The following is a 21,508-nucleotide window of genomic DNA, read 5'->3' as shown; positions in this document are numbered from 1 at the left end:
CCTGCTGGAAATGGGTGTAATCCGTCAGCCTAGCCTAGGCTGATCGAACGACTAGCGCGTTTTGATGGTCAACTCTTCTTTGAACCACAGTTTCTGGAGAGCGTTCCATGCCTGACCGTTATATCGACTTCGCCAATTCAGGCCTCGGCCATCGTCTGGTCGCCGCCCTTGGCCTGCCGTCACCGGTACGCCTGGAACGCTGGCAGGCCGGGCGTCTGCGCCCGGTCGACGGCGCCTTGTTACTCGGCGGTGGCGGGTTGGTGGACAAGGTGCAGGCATTCGCGCACAAACTCACCGACGCCATTTACACCTACGGCACCGAAACCTCGACATGGATCCCCGGACATGGCCCGAAGATCAAGGCCGTGGTATTCGACGCCAGTGAGCTGCAACACACCGACCAACTCAAGCAACTGCGCGAATTTTTCCAGCCACTGCTGAAAAACCTCGATAACAGCGCGCACCTGGTGATCCTCGGTCGTGCGCCAGAGAGCTTTCTCAACCCATTCGCGGCCAGTGCCCAACGCGCCCTTGAAGGCTTCAGCCGGTCCCTGGCCAAAGAGTTGCGCAACGGTGGCGTGCTGCAATTGCTTTACGTCGGTGACGGCGCCGAAGACCAACTGGAAGGCGCGCTGCGATTCTTCCTCTCACCCAAAAGCGCATACATCTCGGGCCAGGTGATCCGCCTGGAAGCCTGCGCCACGCCGGTCGAGGACTGGACCCGCCCGCTGGCCGGGCGCACGGCGCTGGTCACCGGAGCCGCCCGAGGCATTGGCGCGGCCATCGCCGAGACTCTCGCCCGCGACGGCGCCGAGGTGGTCCTGCTCGATGTGCCCCAGGCCAAGACCGACCTCGACGCTCTGGCCGCACGCCTGGGCGCGCGTAGCGTCGCGCTGGACATCTGCGCCGACGCCGCCGCCGACCAGTTGGTCGAGCAACTTCCCACCGGCCTCGACATTCTGGTGCACAACGCCGGTATCACCCGCGACAAGACCTTGGCCAACATGACCCCGGACTTTTGGGACGCGGTGGTGGCGGTCAACCTGAACGCCCCGCAAGTGCTGACCAAGGCGCTGATCGACAGCGGCACCCTGCAAGACCACGCCCGCGTGGTGCTGCTCGCCTCCATCAGTGGCATCGCCGGCAACCGTGGGCAAACCAACTACGCCGCGAGCAAGGCCGGCTTGATCGGCCTCGCACAGGCCTGGGCGCCGCTGCTCAAGGGCCGTGGCATCAGCATCAATGCCGTGGCGCCGGGCTTCATTGAAACCCAGATGACCGCGCATATCCCGTTCGGCCTGCGTGAGGCCGGGCGTCGCATGAATTCGCTGGGCCAGGGCGGCCTGCCGCAAGACGTCGCCGAGGCCGTGGCCTGGCTTGGCCAACCGGGGTCCGGCGCGGTCAGCGGCCAGGCGCTGCGGGTGTGCGGGCAAAGTCTTCTGGGAGCGTAACCATGGATTGGCAAACCTTAGGCAGCACTCCGTTTCTGCCACCGCTGTACTGGCGTGCGGCGCTCAAGCGCAAAATCAGCGGCGACACCTTGCCCGCCCTGGGGCTGCGCTGCCGGGTCAGCGTCGACCCTACGCACGTGGCGGCCTATCGCAGGGTCTGCGGCTTTGCCGACAGCCCGATCCTGCCGGCGACGTACCCGCATATCCTGGCGTTCGGCCTGCAGATGCAGTTGCTCACCGACACAAGGTTCCCCTTCCCGTTGCTGGGCCTGATTCACCTGGGCAACTGCATCCGTATCCACAGGCCCTTGGGCGGCATCAGCGACCTGACCCTCAGCGTACACACGCAAAACCTCAAGCCTCACCCCAAGGGTGCGACCTTTGACGTGGTGACCACCGTCGAAGATGCCCTGGGCCTGCTGTGGGAAGCCGAAAGCCGCATGCTCTGCCGAGGCGTGAAGACTGACGGCAACGCGGCGGACGACGCCCTGCCCACGCCCACCCCCGTCAGCGAACTGACACGCTGGCCCGCCCCTGCCGACGTCGGTCGGCGTTATGCCAGGGTGTCCGGCGACTACAACCCGATCCACCTCAGCGCCCTGACCGCCAGGCTGTTCGGGTTCCCCCAGGCCATTGCCCACGGTCTGTGGAACAAGGCGCACGCCCTCGCCGCCCTCGGTGAGCATCTGCCCGCGGCCAATATCGAAATACACGTCGAGTTCAAAAAACCGGTGCGCTTGCCCAGTGAAGTGCGGTTATTCACCAGCGCAGCCGGTTCCAGCGGTGAATGGGTGTTGAAAGGCAGCGAAGAGATTGAGCACATGCTCGGCAAGTGGCAACCAATCGCCTGAAACAAACCGATAAATTGTATATATACACCTTAAGTGATAGCGGACTTCATAAAGTCCGCCCCTTCATTCAACCCCATGTTTTTTAATATATATACATCCTCCCCTTACACCCTTCGTATTAATCGCCAAGTACAGACTTGCCCTCCCTATATAAATCGTTAATACCAAGTTGAGCATTGCGCGAAAGTTGCCCCAGGCCTGTGATGATTCCACGGACAAACCCATCGCTATCCAAAGAAATAGCGAGTGTTTGAAGACAACTCAGGTTGTACAGGTGCAAGGAACTCAATCATGAAAACTCAAGTAGTGTTTTGGAAAGCAAGTACCGCACTCGCCCTCGCCGTAGCACTGACACTCGGCGGCTGCAGCAGCGGCGGTGGTGGGCATCACAGCGGCGGCTCGTCCTCCACCGACGATACGACTGCCGGCACAGGTGGCACTGGCGGTGGTACTGGCGGCGGCACTGGAGGTGGAACTGGTGGCGGCACTGGCGGAGGTACTGGAGGAGGCACAGGTGGCGGCACAGGCGGCGGCACCACCGGTCCTGGCACTGGCACCGGCGGCACGACCACGCCATTGGTTACCGCAACCGTCGTCGACACCGTGGGCACTACCGTGACCGGTGCCGGCACCGCTGTCGAAAGCCTCGGCACCCAACTGGGCAACCTGCCGATTGTCGGCGCTACCGCCGGCGGCCTGGTGACTGCCACCGGCACCGCAGTGGGCAGCATCGGCACCGGTTTGTCGGACGGCTTGGGCACGCTCGGCACTGACAGCAACGCACTGGGCACGACCCTCGCCGGGGTCGGCAACGGTGTCTCGGACCTGGGTGATGGCGTGAGCACGACCGGCACCAACGTTGCCACCTTGCTCGGGCGCGTGCCCGTGGTCAGCGGTGTCGCGCCGGTGGTCGGCGGGGCAGTCGACAATGTCGGCAACGTCGTGACCATGCTCGGCGACACCCTGAGTACCGCCAGCACCACCGGCCCACTGGGTTCGGTCACCAACGCCGTCGGCGCCAGAGTGCTGGTGCCCGTGGTCTCGCTGGTGGAAAAAACCACCGGCCAAGTCGGCACCGCGACCGGCCTGAACAGCCCTGTCAGCGGCCTGCTGAATAAAGTCGGGAGTACCGTCGACGGTCTCGGCAATCAAGTCGCCAGTGCGGGCGGCACTGGCAACCCAGTCACCGGCGCGGTGGGCAGCGTGCTCAATGGCGCAGGTACCGTCGTCGCCAGCGCCGGGGGCTACGTCAACCCAACCGGCGGCACGGGTGGCGGCACGGGGACAACCAACCTCGGCCTGCCGGAACTCATCGGCGGCGTGATCGCCGGCGCCGGCAACGGCCTCAATGCCGGCAACACCAATGGCCTGGTCAGTGCGGCGGGCATCACGGGCGGCAACGCAGGCGGCAGCGTGGCATCCCTGGGCACGCTGCTCGGCGGCAGCGGCGTACCGAACAGCGCAGCGGGTGCGCCAGTGGCGGCACTCACCACCAGCGTGGGTGGCGCGCTCAACCCGGTCACCAGCGGCGTCACCAGCCTCACGCAGAACGTCGGTAGCGCCACTGGGCTCGGTGCTCCGGTCAATGGCCTGGTCACCAACGTCGGCGGGGCTGTGAGCAACCTGGGCGGCGCCATCGTCGGCACCAATGCCAACCCGGTCACCAATGCCTTGGGCGGCACCGTGAACGCCGTCGGCAACACCGTGGCCTCGGTGGGCGGCGTGGTCACAGGTGGCACCAGCGGCGGTGGGTTGCTCGGTGGCGGCCTGAACCTGGGCGGCAGCGCATCTGCCAGCGCCAGCGCCGGTACGAGCAGCAACGGCGGCCTGCTCGGAGGCCTGATTGGCAAGAAATAGAATTGCACCTGGCCGATTAGACGGCCTCCCCTACAGCGCCTACGCTTGGTTGAGACGAGAGACCCAGTAAGTCTCTCGTCTTTTTTAGCGCCAATGAAAGGCACCCGAACCGCGCCCCCAGAGCCCGGCGGGAATCTGCGAAACGCTGCAGCAGTTTTGACCATGGAGTGTCCTATGCGCGCTTTCACGCCGTTGTTGTTGCTCACCCTCAGTGCCTACGCCCACGCCGATACCCTGCCCAGCTTCCTCAATAGCAACGACACCATCCGCAACCTGCCCGTGCCCAACCTTCCCGCCGATGCCTATCGACCGAACACCCCGCAGACCCAGTTGCCGACGCCCGCAGCCAGCGAAGCAAAACCCTTATTGATGGACACCAAAGTGACCATCCGCAAACTGCAGATCGACGGTGGCACGGTCTACCCGCTCAAGGAACTGGCCCAGGCGTTCGAGCCGCTGATTGGCCACGAAACAGACCTGGCCCACCTGATCGAAGCCACCCGCAGCATCACCCGGCGCTACCAGGCGGACGGCTACCTGCTGTCCTACGCGTTCCTGCCGGAACAACATTTCGAAGGCGGCCTGGTGCACGTGGTGCTGGTGGAGGGCTATATCCGCGATTACCAAGTGCAGGGCGACATCGGCTCGGTGTCGGCCTACGTCACCAAACTCGCGGACAAACTCAAGGCCGAACGCCCCCTCACACGCAAGACCTTCGAGCGTTACACCACGCTGATGGGCGCGATACCGGGCGTGACGCTCCAGGCGCAAGTGCCGCCACCGGGCACCACCGACGGCGGCACCCGCATGCAGATCACCGCCAGCCGCAAGCCGTTCACCACCAGCATGAGCCTCAACCAGGCCAGCCGTGGCGGCCTGCAAGCGCTGCTCAGCGCCACCAGCAACTCCCAGACGTCCATGGGCGAGCAGTTGACCGTCAGTGGCCTGTTCCCGCCGGGCGACGACAACGAACACTACTACCGCGCCGCCTACAGCCAATTCATCAACGCCGAGGGCACCCAACTGGCACTTTCGGGCGAACGCTACCGCGCCGACCCAGGCACCAACCTGCAACTGGGCGGCGGTTTCGAGCTCAAGCCGCACCAGGCCATCGACCGATTCTCCATTGGTTTGAGCCACCCGCTGATCGCCTCGCCGACCGAGTCGTTGAGCCTGGGTACACGCTTGTACGGCGTCGACCAGAAAACCCGCTATCAACTGGTGGGTTTCCCCAATCGCTTCGATGTCGAAACAGACCTGCGTGCCCTGGCCTTCGAAGGCGACTGGCGCAAGGCCGACAGCGACCAACTGCGCATCCTCAGCGCCGGTTTGTACCAAGGCATCAACGGCATGGGCGCCAAGACCCGCAGCGATCTGCAAGGGCTAAAACCCGACCTCGACTTCTTCCGCCTGCGCCTGTCCGGCGTGCAAAGCAACAAGCTGTTCGCCAGCAACTTCCAGGGCGTGCTGTCGGGGGCGTTCTACTGGAGCGACGACACCCTGCCCGACAGCGAACGCGCCACGTTCGGCGGGCAGAATTTCGGCCGAGGTTACCCGGATGACCAGGGTTCCGGCGACAAGGGCTGGGGCGTGGCCTACGAGGTCAACTACAGCTACAACCGCGCCGGCGACTGGGTGCGCATCCTGCAACCCTACGTGGTGTTCGACCGCGCCAAAACGTGGTTCAACGAAGTGCCGGTCAAGGGCAATAACCTGTCCTCGGCGGCCGTCGGCCTGCGCTTTGGCGACAGCAAGTACTACAACATTGCGTTGGAAGCGGCCAAGCCGATGTCGGACGTCGCGCTGGACAGCTTTGATCGGCGGCCGCGCTATACCTTGAGCTTCAGCTATCAACTCTGAACGGCAGGGTTGTAAACCTGTGGCGAGGACGCTTGTTCCCTCGCCATTGAGGTCAGAGATGGCGTTTCTGGAGAGGAAACAGATTGTTGAGGGTATCGATCAAGCGCACCAGATAGATCGGCTTGCGAAACAAATCCAGCACTTGCAGGCGCAGCATGTCACTGACGTCATCCATTTCGGCATGACCCGACATCACGATCACCGGCAGGTGCTGACGGTCGGTGTGTTCGCGCAGGCGCTTGATCAGGGAGATGCCACTTTCCTCGGGCATGCGCAGGTCGGTGATGATCAGCGCGATGTCGGGGTTGAGGGTCAGTTCCTGTAGCGCGAAGGTCACGGAGGTGGCGGTGAAACAGACAAAGCCCTCATTTGCGAGGGATTCGGCGAGTTCGATCAGGGCGTCTTCTTCGTCGTCCACCAAGAGGATTTGTTGCCTGGAAGACGAGGCAGGGAGGCTCATGGAAAAAGATCCTGACACTAAGAATGTACTCAGGTTAGTCGCGTCAATAAAATGATCAAGTCGACAGCAGGCTCGTTTCGATCAGGTTGAACAATACCTTCACACGGTCGCTGATCGGGGTCATGAAAATACCGATCACCGCCGCGCACATCGCCGCCACAATGGCGTACTCGATGCCGGAGGCGCCGTCCCTGGCGCTCACCATTACTTGCACTTTCACGTACGCGCTGCGAATGCTGTCTTCGATGTGCATGTAGAGCTCCGTCAAACTAAAGAGGAGAACGCAACGCATTAAAATATCAAGTACCGATCCCGGTTTGTATGGAAGTAAAGATAGCCTTCACCTTGGTGCTGATCGGTGACATGAACGCCCCGATGACCGCCGCACACATCGCTGCAACAATCGCATATTCAATACCGGAGGCCCCTTCCCTGCCATACGACAGGATCTGGATTTTGATGAACACCTTGCGAATACCGTCAAGGAACATATTGAACATATGACTTCTCCTTTGCGCAGGAAGCGCGATGTAGCGGGCTTGCAACATGATCTTGCTATGCCTCAAGAGCATTGTCGGCAAATCCACTCCCAACAACTGTAACAAGCGACTAATCACAAAGTATTAGTCAGTTTCATGGCGCCAAACCCCCTGTATTTGTGTGGCGACGCATAATATTCAGACGGATTAATGGCGTTTTGTCCTAGCTCTACTACCTTCAAATAGCGAAATAGTCAGAAGCCCAGAATGCACTGATTGCGTAGTCGCTGGACGGACCCGATGGCAGGCCCGGCAGCAGGAAAGGGAGAGCCTTTATGAGCAGTCGTATCAGCATGATTCTGGCCGTGATATTGCTGCTCGGCGCGCTGATCGCCGGGTATTGGGGCCTCGTCCTGAGCCGGCCGGAGCCCATCACCGCCGTCGCGCCACCTGTCATTAACAACGCCCCCGTGGCTCCCGTCGAAGACCCGACCCGCCTACCCGTGGTCGTACTGATCCATGACGTGCCGCCCTTCGTCGCGCTGACCGCCGCCGACCTGAGCGTGGAAAAACTCAAGACCGTGCCCGCCGGCAGCCTGACCCGCCTGGACCAAGCCGTCGGCCGCGCCCCATGGCGCGCCCTGGAAGCCGGCACCTGGCTGACCGAAGAGAGCTTCAGCGCCGGCGGCAACCTGTCCCGCATGATCCGCCCCGATGAGCGCGCACTGGCGGTCGCCGTGGATGAAGTGACCGGCGCCGGCGGCCAACTCAACCCGGGTGACTACGTTGACGTGATGCTCTATCTGCGCCAGGAAAACGGCAACCCGCAACCCTCCGCACAAACCATCATCCCGGCCCTGCGCCTGCTGGGCGTGGGTGATCAGCTGGGGCTGACCAACGACGGCAAACCCGGCTCCCCGGTACCCGTCACCCAGGAAGACAAGGCCAGGCAACAACAAAACCGCGCCAGTGCGCGCACGGTGTTGCTGGCGGTGCCTGAACAGTTGATGACCCGCCTGGTCCTGGCCATACAAGCCGGCAACCTGCGCCTGGCCGTACGCAGCGCCGACGAGCAGCGCCTGAGCCACTACTGGAGCGGCGGCACCGACGCCATGGCCAACCTCGACAGCGCCAAGCGCGATCTCTACCAATTCAACCAACTGGCGCTCACCACGCCGCCCCTCGGCAACTTCAACCGGCCCGCCACCACGGGCGCCCCGCGGCGCTCTGGGGTCGAAGTCATACGCGGCAACCAGATCACTCAACAAACGCCCTGATAGCGCTAAGGATGCCTTGAATGAGCAGTCGTTCCATGCCGAAGTTTTCGCGAGTGTTCTGGGCCGTCATCACCCTCAGCCTGCCCGTCGCGGCCGCCCAGGCGGCTTCCGCCAACTGCGCCAGCCTGGGGCAGTTGCCCGCCACGCTGGAGGTGGGTGAAGGGCTGCAACAGGCCATACAGTCGCCGGTCGCCATTACCCGGCTGGCCGTCGGCGATCCGAAAATCGCCGACGTACACGTCAACGGCAACCAGGCCTTCCTGCTCACCGGCGTCGCGCCCGGCGCCACCACCCTGATGATCTGGACCGCCTGCTCGCCCAACCCGCGCCAGACCATGGTGTTCGTCAAAGGCAAGGCCACTTCGGCGTTGACCAGCCAGTCGCTGTCGCCGTCGGATGACCCTTCGTTGCCCAGCCAGGTGCAGACCGACATCCGCTTCGTTGAAGTCAGCCGCACCAAGCTCAAGGAGGCGAGCACCAAGTTCCTGGGGATCGGCACCAACTTCTTCGTCAGCAGCCCGAGCATCGTCTCGCCCTCGGAGAGCGTGTTCAAACTGCCGGTGAGTACCGACAATTTCAACGTCGGCTTCGGCGGGGGTCGAGTCAAGGCGATGATCAATGCCCTGGAAAGCAGCGGCTTCGCCTACACCCTCGCACGCCCCAGCCTGGTGGCCCTGAGCGGCCAGAGCGCGACCTTCCTGGCCGGCGGCGAAGTGCCGATCCCGGTGCCCAGTTCCGGCAGCGACAGCATCTCCATCGAGTACAAGGAATTCGGCATCCGCTTGACCCTCACCCCCACGGTGATCGACCGCAACCGCATCACCCTCAAGGTGGCGCCGGAAGTCAGCGAACTGGACTACAGCAACGCCATCGCGATCCAGGGCATCCAGGTGCCCGCGCTTACCGTGCGCCGCACCGACACCAGCGTGTCCCTGGCCGATGGCGAAAGCTTCGTGATCAGCGGGCTGATCAGCACCAACAACCGTTCGACCATCGCCAAGTTTCCCGGCCTGGGTGACATCCCGATCCTGGGTGCATTTTTCCGTGACTCCAACATCAGCCGCGAAGAAAAAGAGCTGCTGATGATCGTCACCCCGCACCTGGTCCAACCCCTGGCCGCCAACGCGCAACTGCCTTCGCTGCCAGGGGAAAAACTGCGCAGCTATGACCCGAACTGGTATCGCCTGTTCTTCCTCGAAAACGGTAATTTCGACCGACGCACGGGACTGTCCCAATGAGTGAAAGCCTGAGCCAGACCTTCCTTGCAATCACCCGCAACGGCACCGACCTGGAATGGCTGCAGGGTGCCCTCGCGCCCCTCGGCCAAGTGGTCAGCGCCGGCAGCGGCAGCCTCGACGAATTGCTGGCGTTGGTAGACGTGACCTTCGCCAACCTGGTGTTCATCGGCCTGGACCGGGAAAACGTCAGCAACCAGTGCGCTCTGATCGAAGGCGCCCTGGAGGCCAAGCCCATGCTGGCCATCGTGGCCCTGGGCGACGGCATGGACAACCAACTGGTGCTGAACGCCATGCGCGCCGGGGCCCGGGACTTTGTCGCCTACGGCTCGCGTTCCAGCGAAGTGGCGGGGCTGGTCCGGCGCCTGGGCAAACGCCTGCCCGCCGTGGCCCACACCAGCCACCTGGGCGGCCTGACCGTGCTGTACGGCACCCAGTGCGGCACCGACGGCGCCATGCTGGCCGACCACCTGGCCCATGTGGTGCAGAAAAGTGGCCAGCAAACCCTGGTGCTCGACCTGGGCTTGCCACGGGGCGACAGCCTGGCGTTGCTCGGCCTGGAAAGCTCGTTCCACTTTGGCGATGCCCTGCGTCACCTGCGCCGCCTCGACGCCACGCTGATCAACAGCGCCTTTACCCAGGCCGAGGATGGGTTGCGGATCCTCGCCTACACCGACGGCGACGATCCCCTGGAACAGACCAGTGCCGCCGAGCTGTACATGCTGCTCAGCGCCCTGCGCCAACACTTCCAGCACATCGTGGTGAACCTCACCGGGCAGCCGGACAGCGACGCCCTGCGCACCGTTGTCAGCCACTGCGACAAGCTCTTGTGGTGCACCGACCAGAGTGTGCTCGACTGCCGTCGCAACCTGGCGGTGCTCAATCGCTGGCGCGAAAAGGGCATGAAACTCGAACACGGGCGGCTGCTGATCGACCGCTACATCAAAGGCGCCGCGCCCGAGGCCGAAGCCTTGGGCAAAACCTTCGGCCTGGAGGTGATGGCCATATTGCCGCTGAGTGCAGAGATCCGCCTCAACGCCAAGAATCAGGGCCAAAGCCTGTTCACCCTGGCCCCGCGCGAACCCTTGACCCAAGGCTTGCGCAACCTCGGCGAGCGCTTGGCCAAGCGCTCCGAAGGCCTTGAGAAACCCACCGCCAACTGGCTGACCCGTCTTTGGAGCACCAAATGAGCGGCGACAAACTGTTCGGCGGGCCGGGCGGGCGCAGCGCCGTCGGCAACACCGACCATGACGGCCTCAAGCTGGTACTGCACCGCTACATCATCGATGCCATCGAGGAGTCGGGGCGCAACCTGCTGGAAGGCACACGCCAGTCCCTCGCGCAGTTTGTGATCGACAAGGTCAGCGAATACATCACCCGCATGCACCTGGCGATTTCCCGCTACGAGATGGAACGCCTGGCCGAAGAGATCGTCGACGAACTCACCGGCTTCGGCCCGCTGGAAGTGCTGCTGCGCGATGCCTCCGTCACTGAAATCCTGGTCAACGGCCCCCATCGGGTGTTCGTTGAGCGCGAGGGGTTGCTGCACCAGAGTGACCTGCGGTTTATCGATGACCATCACGTGGAACGCGTCATGCAGCGCATCCTCGCGCCGTTGGGGCGGCGCCTGGATGAGTCCTCGCCGATGGTCGATGCGCGGCTGCCCGACGGCAGCCGGGTCAACGCGATCATCCCGCCGATTGCCCTGGATGGGCCGTGCCTGTCGATCCGGAAATTCCGCAAGGACATGCTCAAAAGCAGCGACCTGGTGGCGATGCAAACCATCGACCAGCCGATTTTCGAGTTCTTTCAGGGCGCGGTGGGCAAGCGCTGCAACATCCTGATCAGTGGCGGTACCGGCACCGGCAAGACCACCTTGCTGAACATCCTCAGCCAACTGATCAACCCCCATGAACGGCTGGTCACCATCGAAGACGTGGCTGAACTGCAACTGGGCCACCCCCACGTGGTACGCCTGGAAACCCGCCCGCCGAATGCCGAAGGCCACGGCGAAGTAAAGGCCAGCGACCTGATCCGCAACGCCCTGCGGATGCGCCCGGACCGCATCATCCTTGGCGAGATCCGTGGCGTCGAAGTGCTCGATGTGCTCACCGCAATGAACACCGGCCACGACGGCTCGATGAGCACCGTGCACGCCAACAATGCCCAGGACGCACTGCTGCGCCTGGAGACGCTGGTGGGCCTGACCGGGCGCCTGATCGCGGAAAAAACCTTGCGCCAGATGATCTGCGCGGCACTCGACGTGATCATCCAATTGTCACGCCTGCCCGACGGCCGCCGCTGCGTCACCGAAGTGGTGGAAGTGGTCGGCGTGCGCGATGACATCTACGTCACCAATACCTTGTTCCGCCTCGACAAGCGCACCGGCTACGGATTCTTGCGCGAGGCCATCAACCCCGCCGGCGACAAGCTGCGCCGCGAGAGCCACCTGCCGCACTAGGAGGCGTGCCCCATGCTTGGTCCGATACTGCTCGCGCTGACCTCCCTGGCCATGTTGTTGCTCGGCGTGCAGTTGATGCGTCGCGGGGTACGTCAGGCCCAGACCGACCGCGTATTGGAGCGTCTGGCCCACGGGCAGCCGCAAACCCAGGAAAGTAACCCACTGCTCAACAGCCTGGAGCGCGCCTTTATGCGTGCCGGCCTGGGCAAGCCGACCGAACGCCTGGGGCTGTGGCTGAGCTTGTGGGCGCTGGGCGTAGTGCTGGGGTTGCTCGCCTTCGAATGGCTGGGATTGCTGGTGATGCTACTGGGGCCGCCGCTGATCCTGCGCTTCTACATCTCACTGCGCTATCAACGGCGCTTGCAGCGCATGATCGAACAGCTACCGCAGTTGCTCGATCACGCGGTGCGCAGTCTCAAATCCGGGCGCACCCTGGCCGATGCGGTGCTCAACGCTATCGACGCCAGCGATGACCCACTGCGCACCGCCATGGGCCGCATCAAGCGCAATGTGCTGCTGGGCGTCAGCCTGCCGGAGGCCACCCACGATTTCGCCGAGCTGTATGAACAGGATGAATTGCGCCTGTTTGCCCTCGGTTTGAAGGTCAACCATCGGTATGGCGGCAACGCCAGCGAGCTGCTGGAAAACCTGATCAAGATGATCCGCGAGCGCGACCAGGGTGCGCGCCAACTGCGCGCAATGACCGGCGAAACCCGGGTCACCGCGGTGGTCCTGGCGTTGTTGCCGGTCAGCGTGGCGGGCTATTTCCTGCTGACCAACCCGACGTATCTGGTGGGCATGTGGGCCGATGACAGCGGCCAATGGTTGCTGATCGGCGCCTTCAGCATGCAGGTCATCGGGTGCGTGGCGCTGTGGCGCATGCTGAGGAGCGTCTGAGATGGCCGTGATGATCAGCATCGCCCTGTTTTTCGCGGCACTCGCGCTGCTGGTCATCAACCTGCTCGCCCATCGTCGCCAGCAGCGGCTGGTCAGCCAGCGGCTACAGGGCAACACCGTACGCGATGACAAGATGGGCCAGTTGCTGCGTCAGTTGGGCAATACGCGCATCGGCCAGCGCACCATCAGCCTGGACAACGAAACCCAGACCCTGCTCAACCGCATCGGCTGGAGAAAGGCCAGCCAGCGCTCGATGTTCGCCGCCTGCCAGGTGGGCGCGCCGATTCTGTTGCTGGGCCTGACGATCCTGGTGCAAAGCCTGTTTTTCCCGGACGTCGCCCATGTCTGGCCGGTGCCGTTTCTCGGGTTTGCCGCCGGTTACCTGCTGCCCAAACGTGTGCTGGCCTCCGTCGCCAAACGGCGCCAGGAGCAGATCGCCCAGGAGATTTCGACCTTTATCCCACTGCTGCGCATCCTGTTCGAGTCCGGCATGGCGGTGGAGCAAACCTTGCGGGTCATGTCCAACGACTCCCAGACCTTGATGCCGGTGCTGACCGCCGAGTTGCGCCTGGTGCTGGCACGGGTGGACTCGGGCCTGGAGCTGGGCGAAGAACTGAGCAAAACCAGTCTGATGCTCAGCGTGGATGAGTTCACCGACACCTGCACCATCCTGCAACAGCTGCTGTATCAGGGCGGCGGTGCGATGAAATCGTTGCAGGCGCTCAAGCAACTGCTCGATGACCGGCGCCTGACGCGCATGCAGGAATTCATTTCCAAGATGTCGGCCAAGATGTCGGTGGTGATGATGGTTTTTCTGTTTCCCGCGCTGCTGATCGTACTGGCCGGCCCGGGGTTTATCGCCATATCCAAGGCCATCGGCACTTGAGAGGACGCACCATGAAATTACTGTTTGCCGCCTGCAGCCTGCTACTGATCAGTGGTTGCGCGAACATGGGCCAGGCTCCCTGGGCCGGGTTCGCCGGCACCGGCAGTTGCACCAAGCCCAACGCCGACCAGGAGCTGTCGCTGAACCTCGCCGACGACATGGCCAACGACGGCAAGCTGCACGCCAGCCTGGCCAATCTGCAGAACCTGTCGGACAACCTGCCGCAGGTGCGCCTGCGCAAAGCCAAGGTCTACCGCTTGCTGGGGCGCAGCGAGGCCGAAGGGTTATATCGCGGCCTGCTCGGCACGTGCCTGGCGGCCGAGGGCGAGCACGGGCTGGGCCAACTGGCGGTGGCCAAAGGGGATAACGGCCAGGCCATGGAGCATTTGCAGCGGGCAGCCAGGTTGTCGCCCATCGACGAGAAAATCCGCAATGACCTCGGCGTGGTCTACCTCAACCAGTTGCGCCTGGAGGACGCGCGCTTCGAATTCCTCACCGCCATGGAACTCAACCAGAGCAGCTCACTGGCGGCAGTCAACCTGGTCACCCTGCTGATCTATCAGGACAACTGGACGCAGGCGTCGCAGTTGGTCAGCCGCTTTGGCTTGAGCCCGGAGCAATTCACCCAGGCCCAGCTCCGCGCCGAACAACTCAGGCGCTCGGCGCCCCGCGCCAGGGATCAAGTGGCAACCGTCAGCGACGCACGGCAAGTGCCCGTCAAATAAGTATCCGAGGGAGTATTCAGATGACACTCAAACCGTTCGCCCACCTGCTGCTGGCCACCCTGCCCCTGAGCGCACTGGCCATCGAGCCCGGCCCGTCATCGCCTTATCAACAGCAGACCGAAGGCTGGCTGCAGATGCAGGTCACCGGGCAATTGGCTTCGTCCACAGCGCAAAAAGCCTCCCCGGCGGAACGCGAGCAGGCCATGCAACGTTTGATCGAAAGCTACAAGCACCCCATTCCCGAGTACTACGACCAGAACCAGGGTGGCGCCGCGAAGAGTGGCAGCAGTAACTAGTGGGCGCTCACGCGCTGGCGGATCGACGCGCTGGCGGGTGACAGCGCGAGCGCCAGTTGCGTGCGGTTGTGCATGTGGGTCAGGCGCAGCACCTGGGACACGTAGAGCTTCACCGTGTTTTCGGTGATGCCCAGTTCGCAGGCGATCTGGTAGTTGGTCTGGCCCTTGCCGACCAGGCGCGCCACATCCAATTGGCGCGGCGACAGTTGCTTGAAGATCACCGGCATTTCGGCGCCTTCGACGTCGTCGCCCAGGGCTTCATCAGTGGCGGGTTGCGGGCCGCTGCGCACCTTGTCGAGGTCGTGGTAAAGGTCGTCGATCGACGCGGACAGGAACTGCAATTTCTGATTCAACTGCCCCAGTTCCAGATCCTTCTGGCGCTCATGCAGCGCGGCCTCCTGGCGTTGCAGGCCTTCAAGCAGTTCTTCGAGGTTGATCGGTTTCTGATAGTAATCGGCGATGCCCGCCCGCAGCGCCTTGATCACGTCCTGTTTGTCGGCACGCCCGGTCAGCATGATCGCCTCGAAGGCGCGGCGTTTGCCGGCAAGGCGTTGCAGTTCCTTGACCAGCTCGATGCCATCCATTTCCGGCATGTGCAGGTCGCACAGTACCAGGGCGATTTCAGCGTCTTCACGGAACCGCGCGATGGCCTGCCGCCTTGAATCGCAAGGCACGCAACGGTAACCGCTGCTTTCGAGGTATTCGCACAACTCTTCCACGATCAAGGGCTGATCGTCGACCACGAGGACTTTCATCTGAGAGATAAGCTTGTTCACGCGCTACTCCATGCCTGGCCAAGCAAAAATCGGTTCAAAACGGTACAACCGCGTCTATTTCGCACATCCTGGCTATAAACGTAGACGCACTTTCCGACTATGTACATAGAGCTACGCTACGTTGCGATCAGTGGGTTCCAAAGCCAGGCGAGGGTAAATCCGGCCAACAAAAATGGCGCGAAGGGCTGTTTTTTTGACTGGTGCGGGCCGAGGTACTCAAGGGCATTTCTAAGCCCTTGATTCATCAGCGGCCACAATTTTGGCGCCAACAGCAGCCACACCACGCTGGCCAGGCCGGCACCGACAAACGTGCCGAGCAAGTACGTGCAATTGCTCGCCAGGCCCAGGGCCGCCAGCAGTTTTACATCCGCAGCGCCAAGACGCCCCAGGGCATAACCGGGCAAGGTGAACACCACGGCAAGGGCAAATGCCCAGGCACCCTCGGCCGGCGTCGCGCCCAGCCAGGTGGAACCGCTCCACACCAGGTAAACCAGTGCCAGCACGAAACCGCCGAGGGTCAGGCGGTTGGCGATCTGGCGTTGACGGGTATCTTGCACGGCGCACAGCGCCAGCCAGGCAAACACGATGAGGCTGTGAATCACGTAAAAAAAATCCCTTTTTACTGAATGACTCTATGCTGATATCAGGTAGTCGTTGTCAGGGTAGACGCAGTCATGAGAAAGGGCCTCCCCAGAAAACAGAAAGGTGCCGCCGCGCTTGAGTTCGCGATGGTGTTCATGATCTTTTTTGCCGTGTTTTACGGTTTGGTCAGCTACAGCCTGCCGTTGCTGTTGCTGCAATCGTTCAACCAGGCCACGGCCGAGGGTGTCAGGCGCAGCGTTGCACTGGACCCCACCACCCCCGGTTACTCCAGCGCCGTCACCGCACGTGCAGTGGCGACCGCCCAGGCTCAATTGCAGTGGCTGCCTGCCGCGTTCAAATTCGTCCCGGGCTATGTAACCGCCACCTACTCGGCCGGCAACCTGTTGACCGTGCAAATCAACTACCCCTCCGACAACCTCAAAAGCGTCCTGCCATTCCTGGTGCTGCCGGGCTTCGGCACCGTGCCCAACCTGCCCACCACGCTGTCGGCCCAAGCGAGCCTGCAATTTTGACCTCGGGGGAAAAGTTCTTCGACCGCCTGCTCGGCCGCCCGCCCGAGTCACACCTGCCCACGGCGCACGTCCCCGTCAACGCCGGTTTGCAGATTGACCTGGACAACCTCGGCCGCGTCCTGCAAACCCACGGTCCGCTGCGTCATCGCCTGGTCAAACACACCGCCGAGCAACATCCCGAACCGCTGGTGGACTACCTGTGTGCCCACAGCGCCGTGGTGATCGAGGGCAGCCCCGCCGATTGGCAGGGCCAAAACCTCGACCTGGATTTCAATGGCTTCGCTGGACGCCCCCTGCAAACCCGTGGCTGGATCCAGCCCAGCGGCGACGGCTGGGTTTTGCAGCTGTTGGACATCGGCGACTTGATCGGCCACCGCGAGCACGCCGAAGCCCGCGAGCAACACCAGTTGCTCAGCGCCCAGGTCAGCGAACGCTTGCGCGTGTGCAGCCTGACCCGGCTGCCGGAAGTGGTGCAGGACAACCTGCAAAGCATCGCCCAACACTTTCAGATTCCCTGTGTCGCCATCGCCCTGCTCGACGAACAGGACCTGGGCTGGCGGGTCCACAGCCAATACCGCACGTTTGACGCCCCGGTGCTGTGGCACGATGGCCAGGCACTCGGCGCGGCCCTGGACAGTTTGGGCGGCACCGCGCCGTTGAGCCTGACCCTCACCCACGGCCACAGCGAGCATCCGCGCCTGCAAGGCATCTTTGCGAATGCCGAGGGGTTCCTGGTGCCCTATCGCGATGACCATGGCGTCGCCGCCTGGCTGCTGTGCGGTTTCTACCACGCCCAAGACACCTTCGAGCGCGACTGGCTGCAACTCACCGCAGCCCTCGCCGCGCCCCTGCTCAGCCGCCTGCGCGAACAGCGCCATCAACAGCAACTGGATCGCCTCGAAGCCCTGCAAGGCCTGCTCGGCACTGGTTGGTGGGAACTGCCCAACCTCAGCGACGACATCCAACTGGCGCCCCAGCTGCAACAGCACCTGAACCCCGACGAAGCCACCACACGCCACACCTTGAGCGACTGGCTGCGGCTGTTTCACCCCGCCGACCGCGAGGAACTCGCCAGCCGCCTGCACGACTTGCAGACCCTGAGCAAACCGCTGTCGACCAGCGTGCGCCTGCATCGTCTCGACGCCGCGCAAAACCCCATCTGGTATCGCGTCCAGGGCCAGGCCCTGGGAGTCGGCAACCATCGGCGGCTGGTCGGCTTCATGCTCGACATCAGCGACATCAAAAACCAGCAACAGCAAGCCGCTGCCGCCCACGCCCGGCTGGACAACCTGATCGCCAGCTCACCGGCAATCATCTATGTACAGCGCTACGTCGAAGGCACCCTGCAACCGCTGTTTTTCAGCGACAGCCTGCTGCCGTTGCTCGGCCGTACGCTCGCCGAATGCACGGCCGCCAGCCTGATCGAATGGCTGCACCCCGACGACCGCGACCTGTATTTCGAACGCACCCGCCAACTGCTGCGCGAAGGCAATGTGCGCAGCCGCTATCGCGTGCAGGACAAGCAAGGCAACTATCACTGGCTGCTCGACGAAGCCAGGCTGCTGCGCGACGACCTGGGCCTGCCGGTCGAAGCCGTGGGCCTGTGGCTGGATGTGACCGAGGCAACCCTGGCGGCGGAGCACGTCAAGCAAAGCGAGGAACGCTATCGCATCCTGGTAGAGGACTCACCGGCGATGATCTGCCGCTACCGCCCCGACCTGACCCTGACGTTCGGCAACACCCCGCTGGCCAACTATCTGGAGTGCCGCCCGGAACAATTGCCGGGGCTGAACCTGGCGGATTGGCTGTCGGCCGAACAACGCGACAGCTTTGTGCAGCGCATTGGCCGACTGACGCCGGAGTTCCCGGTCAGCACCGCCGAAATCAGCCTGCAACTGCCGGGGCGCGAACATGCCTGGTGGGTATGGTCAGACCGCGGCGTGTTCGATGAGCAGGGCGCGCTGGTGGAAGTGCAGGCTGTGGGCCGCGACAACACCGAAGTGCGCCGCTCCCAGCAACAACTGACCCAGAGCGCCAAAATGGCCACCCTCGGCGAAATGGCCACGGGCCTGGCCCACGAGATCAACCAACCGTTGAACGTGATGCGCATGGCCATCGTCAATGTGCTCAAGCGCGTGCGCGATGGCGATGCACAAATCGACTACCTGACCGAAAAACTGCAACGCATCGACACCCAGGTGCAGCGCGCGGCGCGGGTGGTCGACCATATGCGCGTGTTCGGCCGCCGCTCGGAAGTCGAGCAGCACCCCTTCGACCCGGCACAGGCGGTGGAGGGCACGCTGTCGCTGCTCAGCGAAGGCTTGCGCGGCAAGGGTGTGGAGCTGCGCCTGACACCGCCGGACTTCACGGTGCAGGTCAAAGGCCACGTCGACCAGTTGGAACAGGTGCTGATCAACCTGATCGTCAACGCCCGCGACGCGTTGCTCGGCCAGCGTGAAAAACAGCCGGAGCTGCGCCCCTGGATCGCCATGCACAGCGAGCATGACGGCCGCCACGTGCGCATCTGGGTCGAGGACAACGGCGGCGGCATCGACCCGCGCCTGCTGGAGCGGATCTTCGAACCCTTCTTCACCACCAAGCCGATTGGCGTAGGCACCGGCCTCGGGTTGTCGGTGAGCTACGGGATTGTGGAAAACATGGGCGGACGCCTGAGCGTCAGCAACGGCGAGCACGGCGCCCGGTTTTGCGTGGAGTTGCCGCTGGCCTAGTTCACCAGCGCCGCCTGGCCATGGGGGCGGCAACTGAGGTTGGCACCGACTTCGACCTGGTTGAGGTTGATGCCAAGGGTGTTCAGCAGGCCGTTGACCAGTGGGTCGACGACTGGGCTCAACACATTGCCGATCAGCCCTCCCAGCGTGGTATTCAAATCATTGAGCAACGTTGCGCTGGTCACCAGCAAGCCACCCAGCAGGTTGAAGCCGGTGGGTTTGTAAACCTGGAACTGAATGCCCGCCAATGTCGTCTTGAGCGAGCCCACCAGACCGGTGGTCGAGAATGCGTAGTAGAGCGCCGGCTGCTTGATTTCCGGCGGTTGATTATAGGTGTGAGCACCGAGGGCCGCAGTGGTCGTCCCCACAGTACTGTTGATACTCAGCCCGATCCCGCCGCCATAAAACGCCTTGCGTGTCGCGGGGTCACACGTGGTCGGCCCGAGCCCCAGCAGCGGTTTGAAGCAGGTGATCGCGCCGATGTCGACCACCGGTAACGGCGGCACAGGACTCAACGGCGGGCTGGAGGCCAGTGAGTTGATCAACGTGGGAGTCTGGCCGATCTTGACGGTGACTACCGAGGCGTTGGATTGGGTAGTCAAGGTTTTGGTCGCGTCGCTCACGCAGGTGAACCCGGTGACATAACTTTCAGCACTGCCCAATTCCAGAATCACATCCACGCCAGTGATAGGGGGGTTGGAGGCAGAGGACAGCACTTTCAGGTCTGTACGCTCGCAGTAACCACCCAATACACACAACAACGATGACACGGTCCCGCCCAGGTTCAGGCTCAACAAATTATTCAAAACGTCAGAAAGCGGACCGAGCAACCCGTTCAAGACCAGGTTCACTGGCGCCGTGTCGAGGAGTGGCAGCCCCACCGTCAGCCCAACGCTGACTTGCGCCGTGCGCACATAAATCCGCGTCGTCGCATCGGTTTTGTTCTTGGCGTACGTGGGATCGCCAATCGCCGACAACTGCGGCGGCTGGATCACTTTGATCTTGAGATTCGTCGTGACCCCGGGCAGCGTCACCGGCACGTCGGCAACCACGGCACTTGTCTTGTTGGCCAACTGCACAAACGCCTCGATCAACTGGAAGGCATTCACCGTGGTATTGAGCCCCGCGGACACCGCGCCGGTCTGCACTTGCATCAAGCTGCCCAACGTCACGTCCAGGTTGCCCACCAGCGCACTGATCTTCGCCGCTCCCGCCGCAGCCGCCACCGAGGCGGTGCTGCCTCCGGCCTGCAACACCGTGACCGCTGCATCCACCAACTGACCGAGCTTGAGGTTCTTGGCCAACAACTCATCGTAATTGCCTGCCTGCACCCCCACGTTCAGCGCCAGTTGGTTCAGGTAACTGAGCAGGTTTATATCGGTGCCCACCAACCCTTGCCAGCCCGCCAGGCCCACTGACAGGTTGCCGCCCAGCAGCTTGCCGAACAGCAGGTCCAGGGCGTCCGACTTGCTGGAGTCGACCGTCAGCACCGTCGACTTGATCGTCAACTGCGCCTGCGGCGGCAGAATCTTCGGCGCGGCGACGGCCCTGGCGGTCAATTGGGTCATCACGTTGTAGGCGTTGCCATTGACCAGCGTCCAGACGCCACCCGCAACGCTGGTCAACACCGGGCGGGAGGCGGTCACCTGGATGGCATCGGTCTTGGTGGAGTCCTGGCTGAACACGCGCAGGTTGCTGGCATTGGTGCTCAGCACGCCGCAGCGCACGTCCAGCGCACTGCCGGGGGGAATGACATAGCCGTTGCGCGTGGCGCTGGCGCCGGCAAAGGTCGGCGCGGTGTTGGTGGCCGGTATGCAATTGCCGTTGCGCTGCACCGCTTCCAGCGCGGCCATGTCGGCGATGCCTTGCAGCTTGCGCTTCTCCAGGTACAGCCGCCCGCTATCGACGACCAGCAACAGAAAGACCAGCGCCAGCCCCAGGGTCAGGGCCGCCATCAAGCCAATCGCACCACGCTGCCTGGAACGAAGTCGGGGAGACATCGAGCACTCCTTTAGCGCTTACTCTCCGTAGTGCAGTGGAGTGTAGACAAGGCGTTGCGGCCGCGCCGGCCAGTCGCCACATTGGCGACTGACGGAGATTGTGGGGGCGTGCACAAAGCTAGGTGTGGGAGCGGGCTTGCTCCCACAGGGGGA

General features: G+C 63.1%; 20 protein-coding genes. 14 read left to right on the top strand and 6 right to left on the bottom strand.

The window, feature by feature from the left end; genetic code table 11:
* Positions 1 to 107 precede the first annotated feature (107 nt).
* The 4 genes from PSH81_RS03310 to PSH81_RS03295 all read left to right on the top strand — a co-directional run bounded on the left by PSH81_RS03310 (position 108) and on the right by PSH81_RS03295 (position 6,019).
* Entirely contained in the window at positions 108 to 1,451 is a 1,344-nt protein-coding gene (locus PSH81_RS03310) for a 3-oxoacyl-ACP reductase (RefSeq protein ID WP_226455691.1), read from the top strand.
* A gap of 2 nt (positions 1,452 to 1,453) precedes the next feature.
* On the top strand, positions 1,454 to 2,302 hold the full coding sequence (locus tag PSH81_RS03305; protein ID WP_226455690.1) for a MaoC/PaaZ C-terminal domain-containing protein: 849 nt from the start codon (positions 1,454 to 1,456) through the stop codon (positions 2,300 to 2,302).
* A gap of 291 nt (positions 2,303 to 2,593) precedes the next feature.
* A complete protein-coding gene (locus tag PSH81_RS03300) occupies positions 2,594 to 4,159 on the top strand; it encodes a collagen-like triple helix repeat-containing protein (protein ID WP_305392008.1) in 1,566 nt (521 codons plus the stop codon).
* Positions 4,160 to 4,333: 174 nt separating this feature from the next.
* Complete coding sequence (locus PSH81_RS03295) at positions 4,334 to 6,019, top strand: ShlB/FhaC/HecB family hemolysin secretion/activation protein (protein WP_305392007.1); 1,686 nt, start codon at positions 4,334 to 4,336, stop codon at positions 6,017 to 6,019.
* A gap of 52 nt (positions 6,020 to 6,071) precedes the next feature.
* Here the strand turns inward: PSH81_RS03295 and PSH81_RS03290 are convergent, their stop codons facing one another.
* Genes PSH81_RS03290 through PSH81_RS03280 form a run of 3 tightly spaced genes read right to left on the bottom strand, consistent with a single transcriptional unit; the run spans position 6,072 to position 6,970 of the window.
* On the bottom strand, positions 6,072 to 6,479 hold the full coding sequence (locus PSH81_RS03290; RefSeq protein ID WP_192300166.1) for a response regulator: 408 nt from the start codon (positions 6,477 to 6,479) through the stop codon (positions 6,072 to 6,074).
* A gap of 55 nt (positions 6,480 to 6,534) precedes the next feature.
* Entirely contained in the window at positions 6,535 to 6,732 is a 198-nt protein-coding gene (locus PSH81_RS03285; protein WP_192300167.1) for a Flp family type IVb pilin, read from the bottom strand.
* Between the two features lie 46 nt (positions 6,733 to 6,778).
* On the bottom strand, positions 6,779 to 6,970 hold the full coding sequence (locus PSH81_RS03280) for a Flp family type IVb pilin (RefSeq protein WP_192300282.1): 192 nt from the start codon (positions 6,968 to 6,970) through the stop codon (positions 6,779 to 6,781).
* A gap of 323 nt (positions 6,971 to 7,293) precedes the next feature.
* On the opposite strand from PSH81_RS03280, the gene cpaB reads away from it, so the two are divergent.
* The 8 genes from cpaB to PSH81_RS03240 are packed head-to-tail and all read left to right on the top strand — an operon-like array spanning position 7,294 to position 14,735.
* On the top strand, positions 7,294 to 8,235 hold the full coding sequence (gene cpaB / locus PSH81_RS03275; RefSeq protein WP_192300168.1) for a Flp pilus assembly protein CpaB: 942 nt from the start codon (positions 7,294 to 7,296) through the stop codon (positions 8,233 to 8,235).
* Positions 8,236 to 8,255: 20 nt separating this feature from the next.
* Positions 8,256 to 9,473, top strand: coding sequence for a type II and III secretion system protein family protein (locus tag PSH81_RS03270; protein WP_305392006.1), 1,218 nt, complete (start codon positions 8,256 to 8,258; stop codon positions 9,471 to 9,473).
* Entirely contained in the window at positions 9,470 to 10,660 is a 1,191-nt protein-coding gene (locus PSH81_RS03265) for a pilus assembly protein (RefSeq protein WP_226455686.1), read from the top strand. The genes PSH81_RS03270 and PSH81_RS03265 overlap by 4 nt, the downstream gene beginning before the upstream one ends.
* On the top strand, positions 10,657 to 11,931 hold the full coding sequence (locus PSH81_RS03260; protein WP_226455685.1) for a CpaF family protein: 1,275 nt from the start codon (positions 10,657 to 10,659) through the stop codon (positions 11,929 to 11,931). The genes PSH81_RS03265 and PSH81_RS03260 overlap by 4 nt, the downstream gene beginning before the upstream one ends.
* A 12-nt stretch (positions 11,932 to 11,943) precedes the next feature.
* Entirely contained in the window at positions 11,944 to 12,828 is an 885-nt protein-coding gene (locus PSH81_RS03255) for a type II secretion system F family protein (protein ID WP_305392005.1), read from the top strand.
* Position 12,829: 1 nt separating this feature from the next.
* Complete coding sequence (locus PSH81_RS03250) at positions 12,830 to 13,714, top strand: type II secretion system F family protein (protein ID WP_305392004.1); 885 nt, start codon at positions 12,830 to 12,832, stop codon at positions 13,712 to 13,714.
* Positions 13,715 to 13,725: 11 nt separating this feature from the next.
* Entirely contained in the window at positions 13,726 to 14,439 is a 714-nt protein-coding gene (locus tag PSH81_RS03245) for a tetratricopeptide repeat protein (RefSeq protein ID WP_305392003.1), read from the top strand.
* A 20-nt stretch (positions 14,440 to 14,459) separates the two neighbouring features.
* Positions 14,460 to 14,735, top strand: coding sequence for a DUF3613 domain-containing protein (locus tag PSH81_RS03240; protein WP_305392002.1), 276 nt, complete (start codon positions 14,460 to 14,462; stop codon positions 14,733 to 14,735).
* Here PSH81_RS03240 and PSH81_RS03235 read toward each other — a convergent pair.
* Positions 14,732 to 15,511: a response regulator transcription factor gene (locus PSH81_RS03235; RefSeq protein ID WP_305392001.1), complete on the bottom strand. Its 780-nt coding sequence runs from the start codon at positions 15,509 to 15,511 to the stop codon at positions 14,732 to 14,734. The two genes, PSH81_RS03240 and PSH81_RS03235, sit on opposite strands and share 4 nt — an antisense overlap.
* A gap of 116 nt (positions 15,512 to 15,627) precedes the next feature.
* Positions 15,628 to 16,113, bottom strand: coding sequence for a prepilin peptidase (locus PSH81_RS03230; protein ID WP_226455681.1), 486 nt, complete (start codon positions 16,111 to 16,113; stop codon positions 15,628 to 15,630).
* Between the two features lie 72 nt (positions 16,114 to 16,185).
* On the opposite strand from PSH81_RS03230, the gene PSH81_RS03225 reads away from it, so the two are divergent.
* Together PSH81_RS03225 and PSH81_RS03220 are read left to right on the top strand one after the other, a co-directional pair.
* Positions 16,186 to 16,626 (top strand): TadE/TadG family type IV pilus assembly protein, encoded by a 441-nt coding sequence (locus PSH81_RS03225; protein WP_226455680.1) that lies wholly within the window; start codon positions 16,186 to 16,188, stop codon positions 16,624 to 16,626.
* Positions 16,623 to 19,355 (top strand): PAS domain-containing sensor histidine kinase, encoded by a 2,733-nt coding sequence (locus PSH81_RS03220; RefSeq protein ID WP_305392000.1) that lies wholly within the window; start codon positions 16,623 to 16,625, stop codon positions 19,353 to 19,355. The genes PSH81_RS03225 and PSH81_RS03220 overlap by 4 nt, the downstream gene beginning before the upstream one ends.
* Here the strand turns inward: PSH81_RS03220 and PSH81_RS03215 are convergent.
* On the bottom strand, positions 19,352 to 21,355 hold the full coding sequence (locus PSH81_RS03215; protein ID WP_226455678.1) for a pilus assembly protein TadG-related protein: 2,004 nt from the start codon (positions 21,353 to 21,355) through the stop codon (positions 19,352 to 19,354). The two genes, PSH81_RS03220 and PSH81_RS03215, sit on opposite strands and share 4 nt — an antisense overlap.
* Between the last annotated feature and the right edge of the window lie 153 nt (positions 21,356 to 21,508).

Origin of the sequence: Pseudomonas sp. FP2335 (genome assembly GCF_030687535.1) — a bacterium.
Lineage (GTDB): Bacteria > Pseudomonadota > Gammaproteobacteria > Pseudomonadales > Pseudomonadaceae > Aquipseudomonas.
The sequence above is the reverse complement of the archived record's forward strand: the minus strand, read 5'-3'. Positions and strand labels throughout refer to the sequence as shown.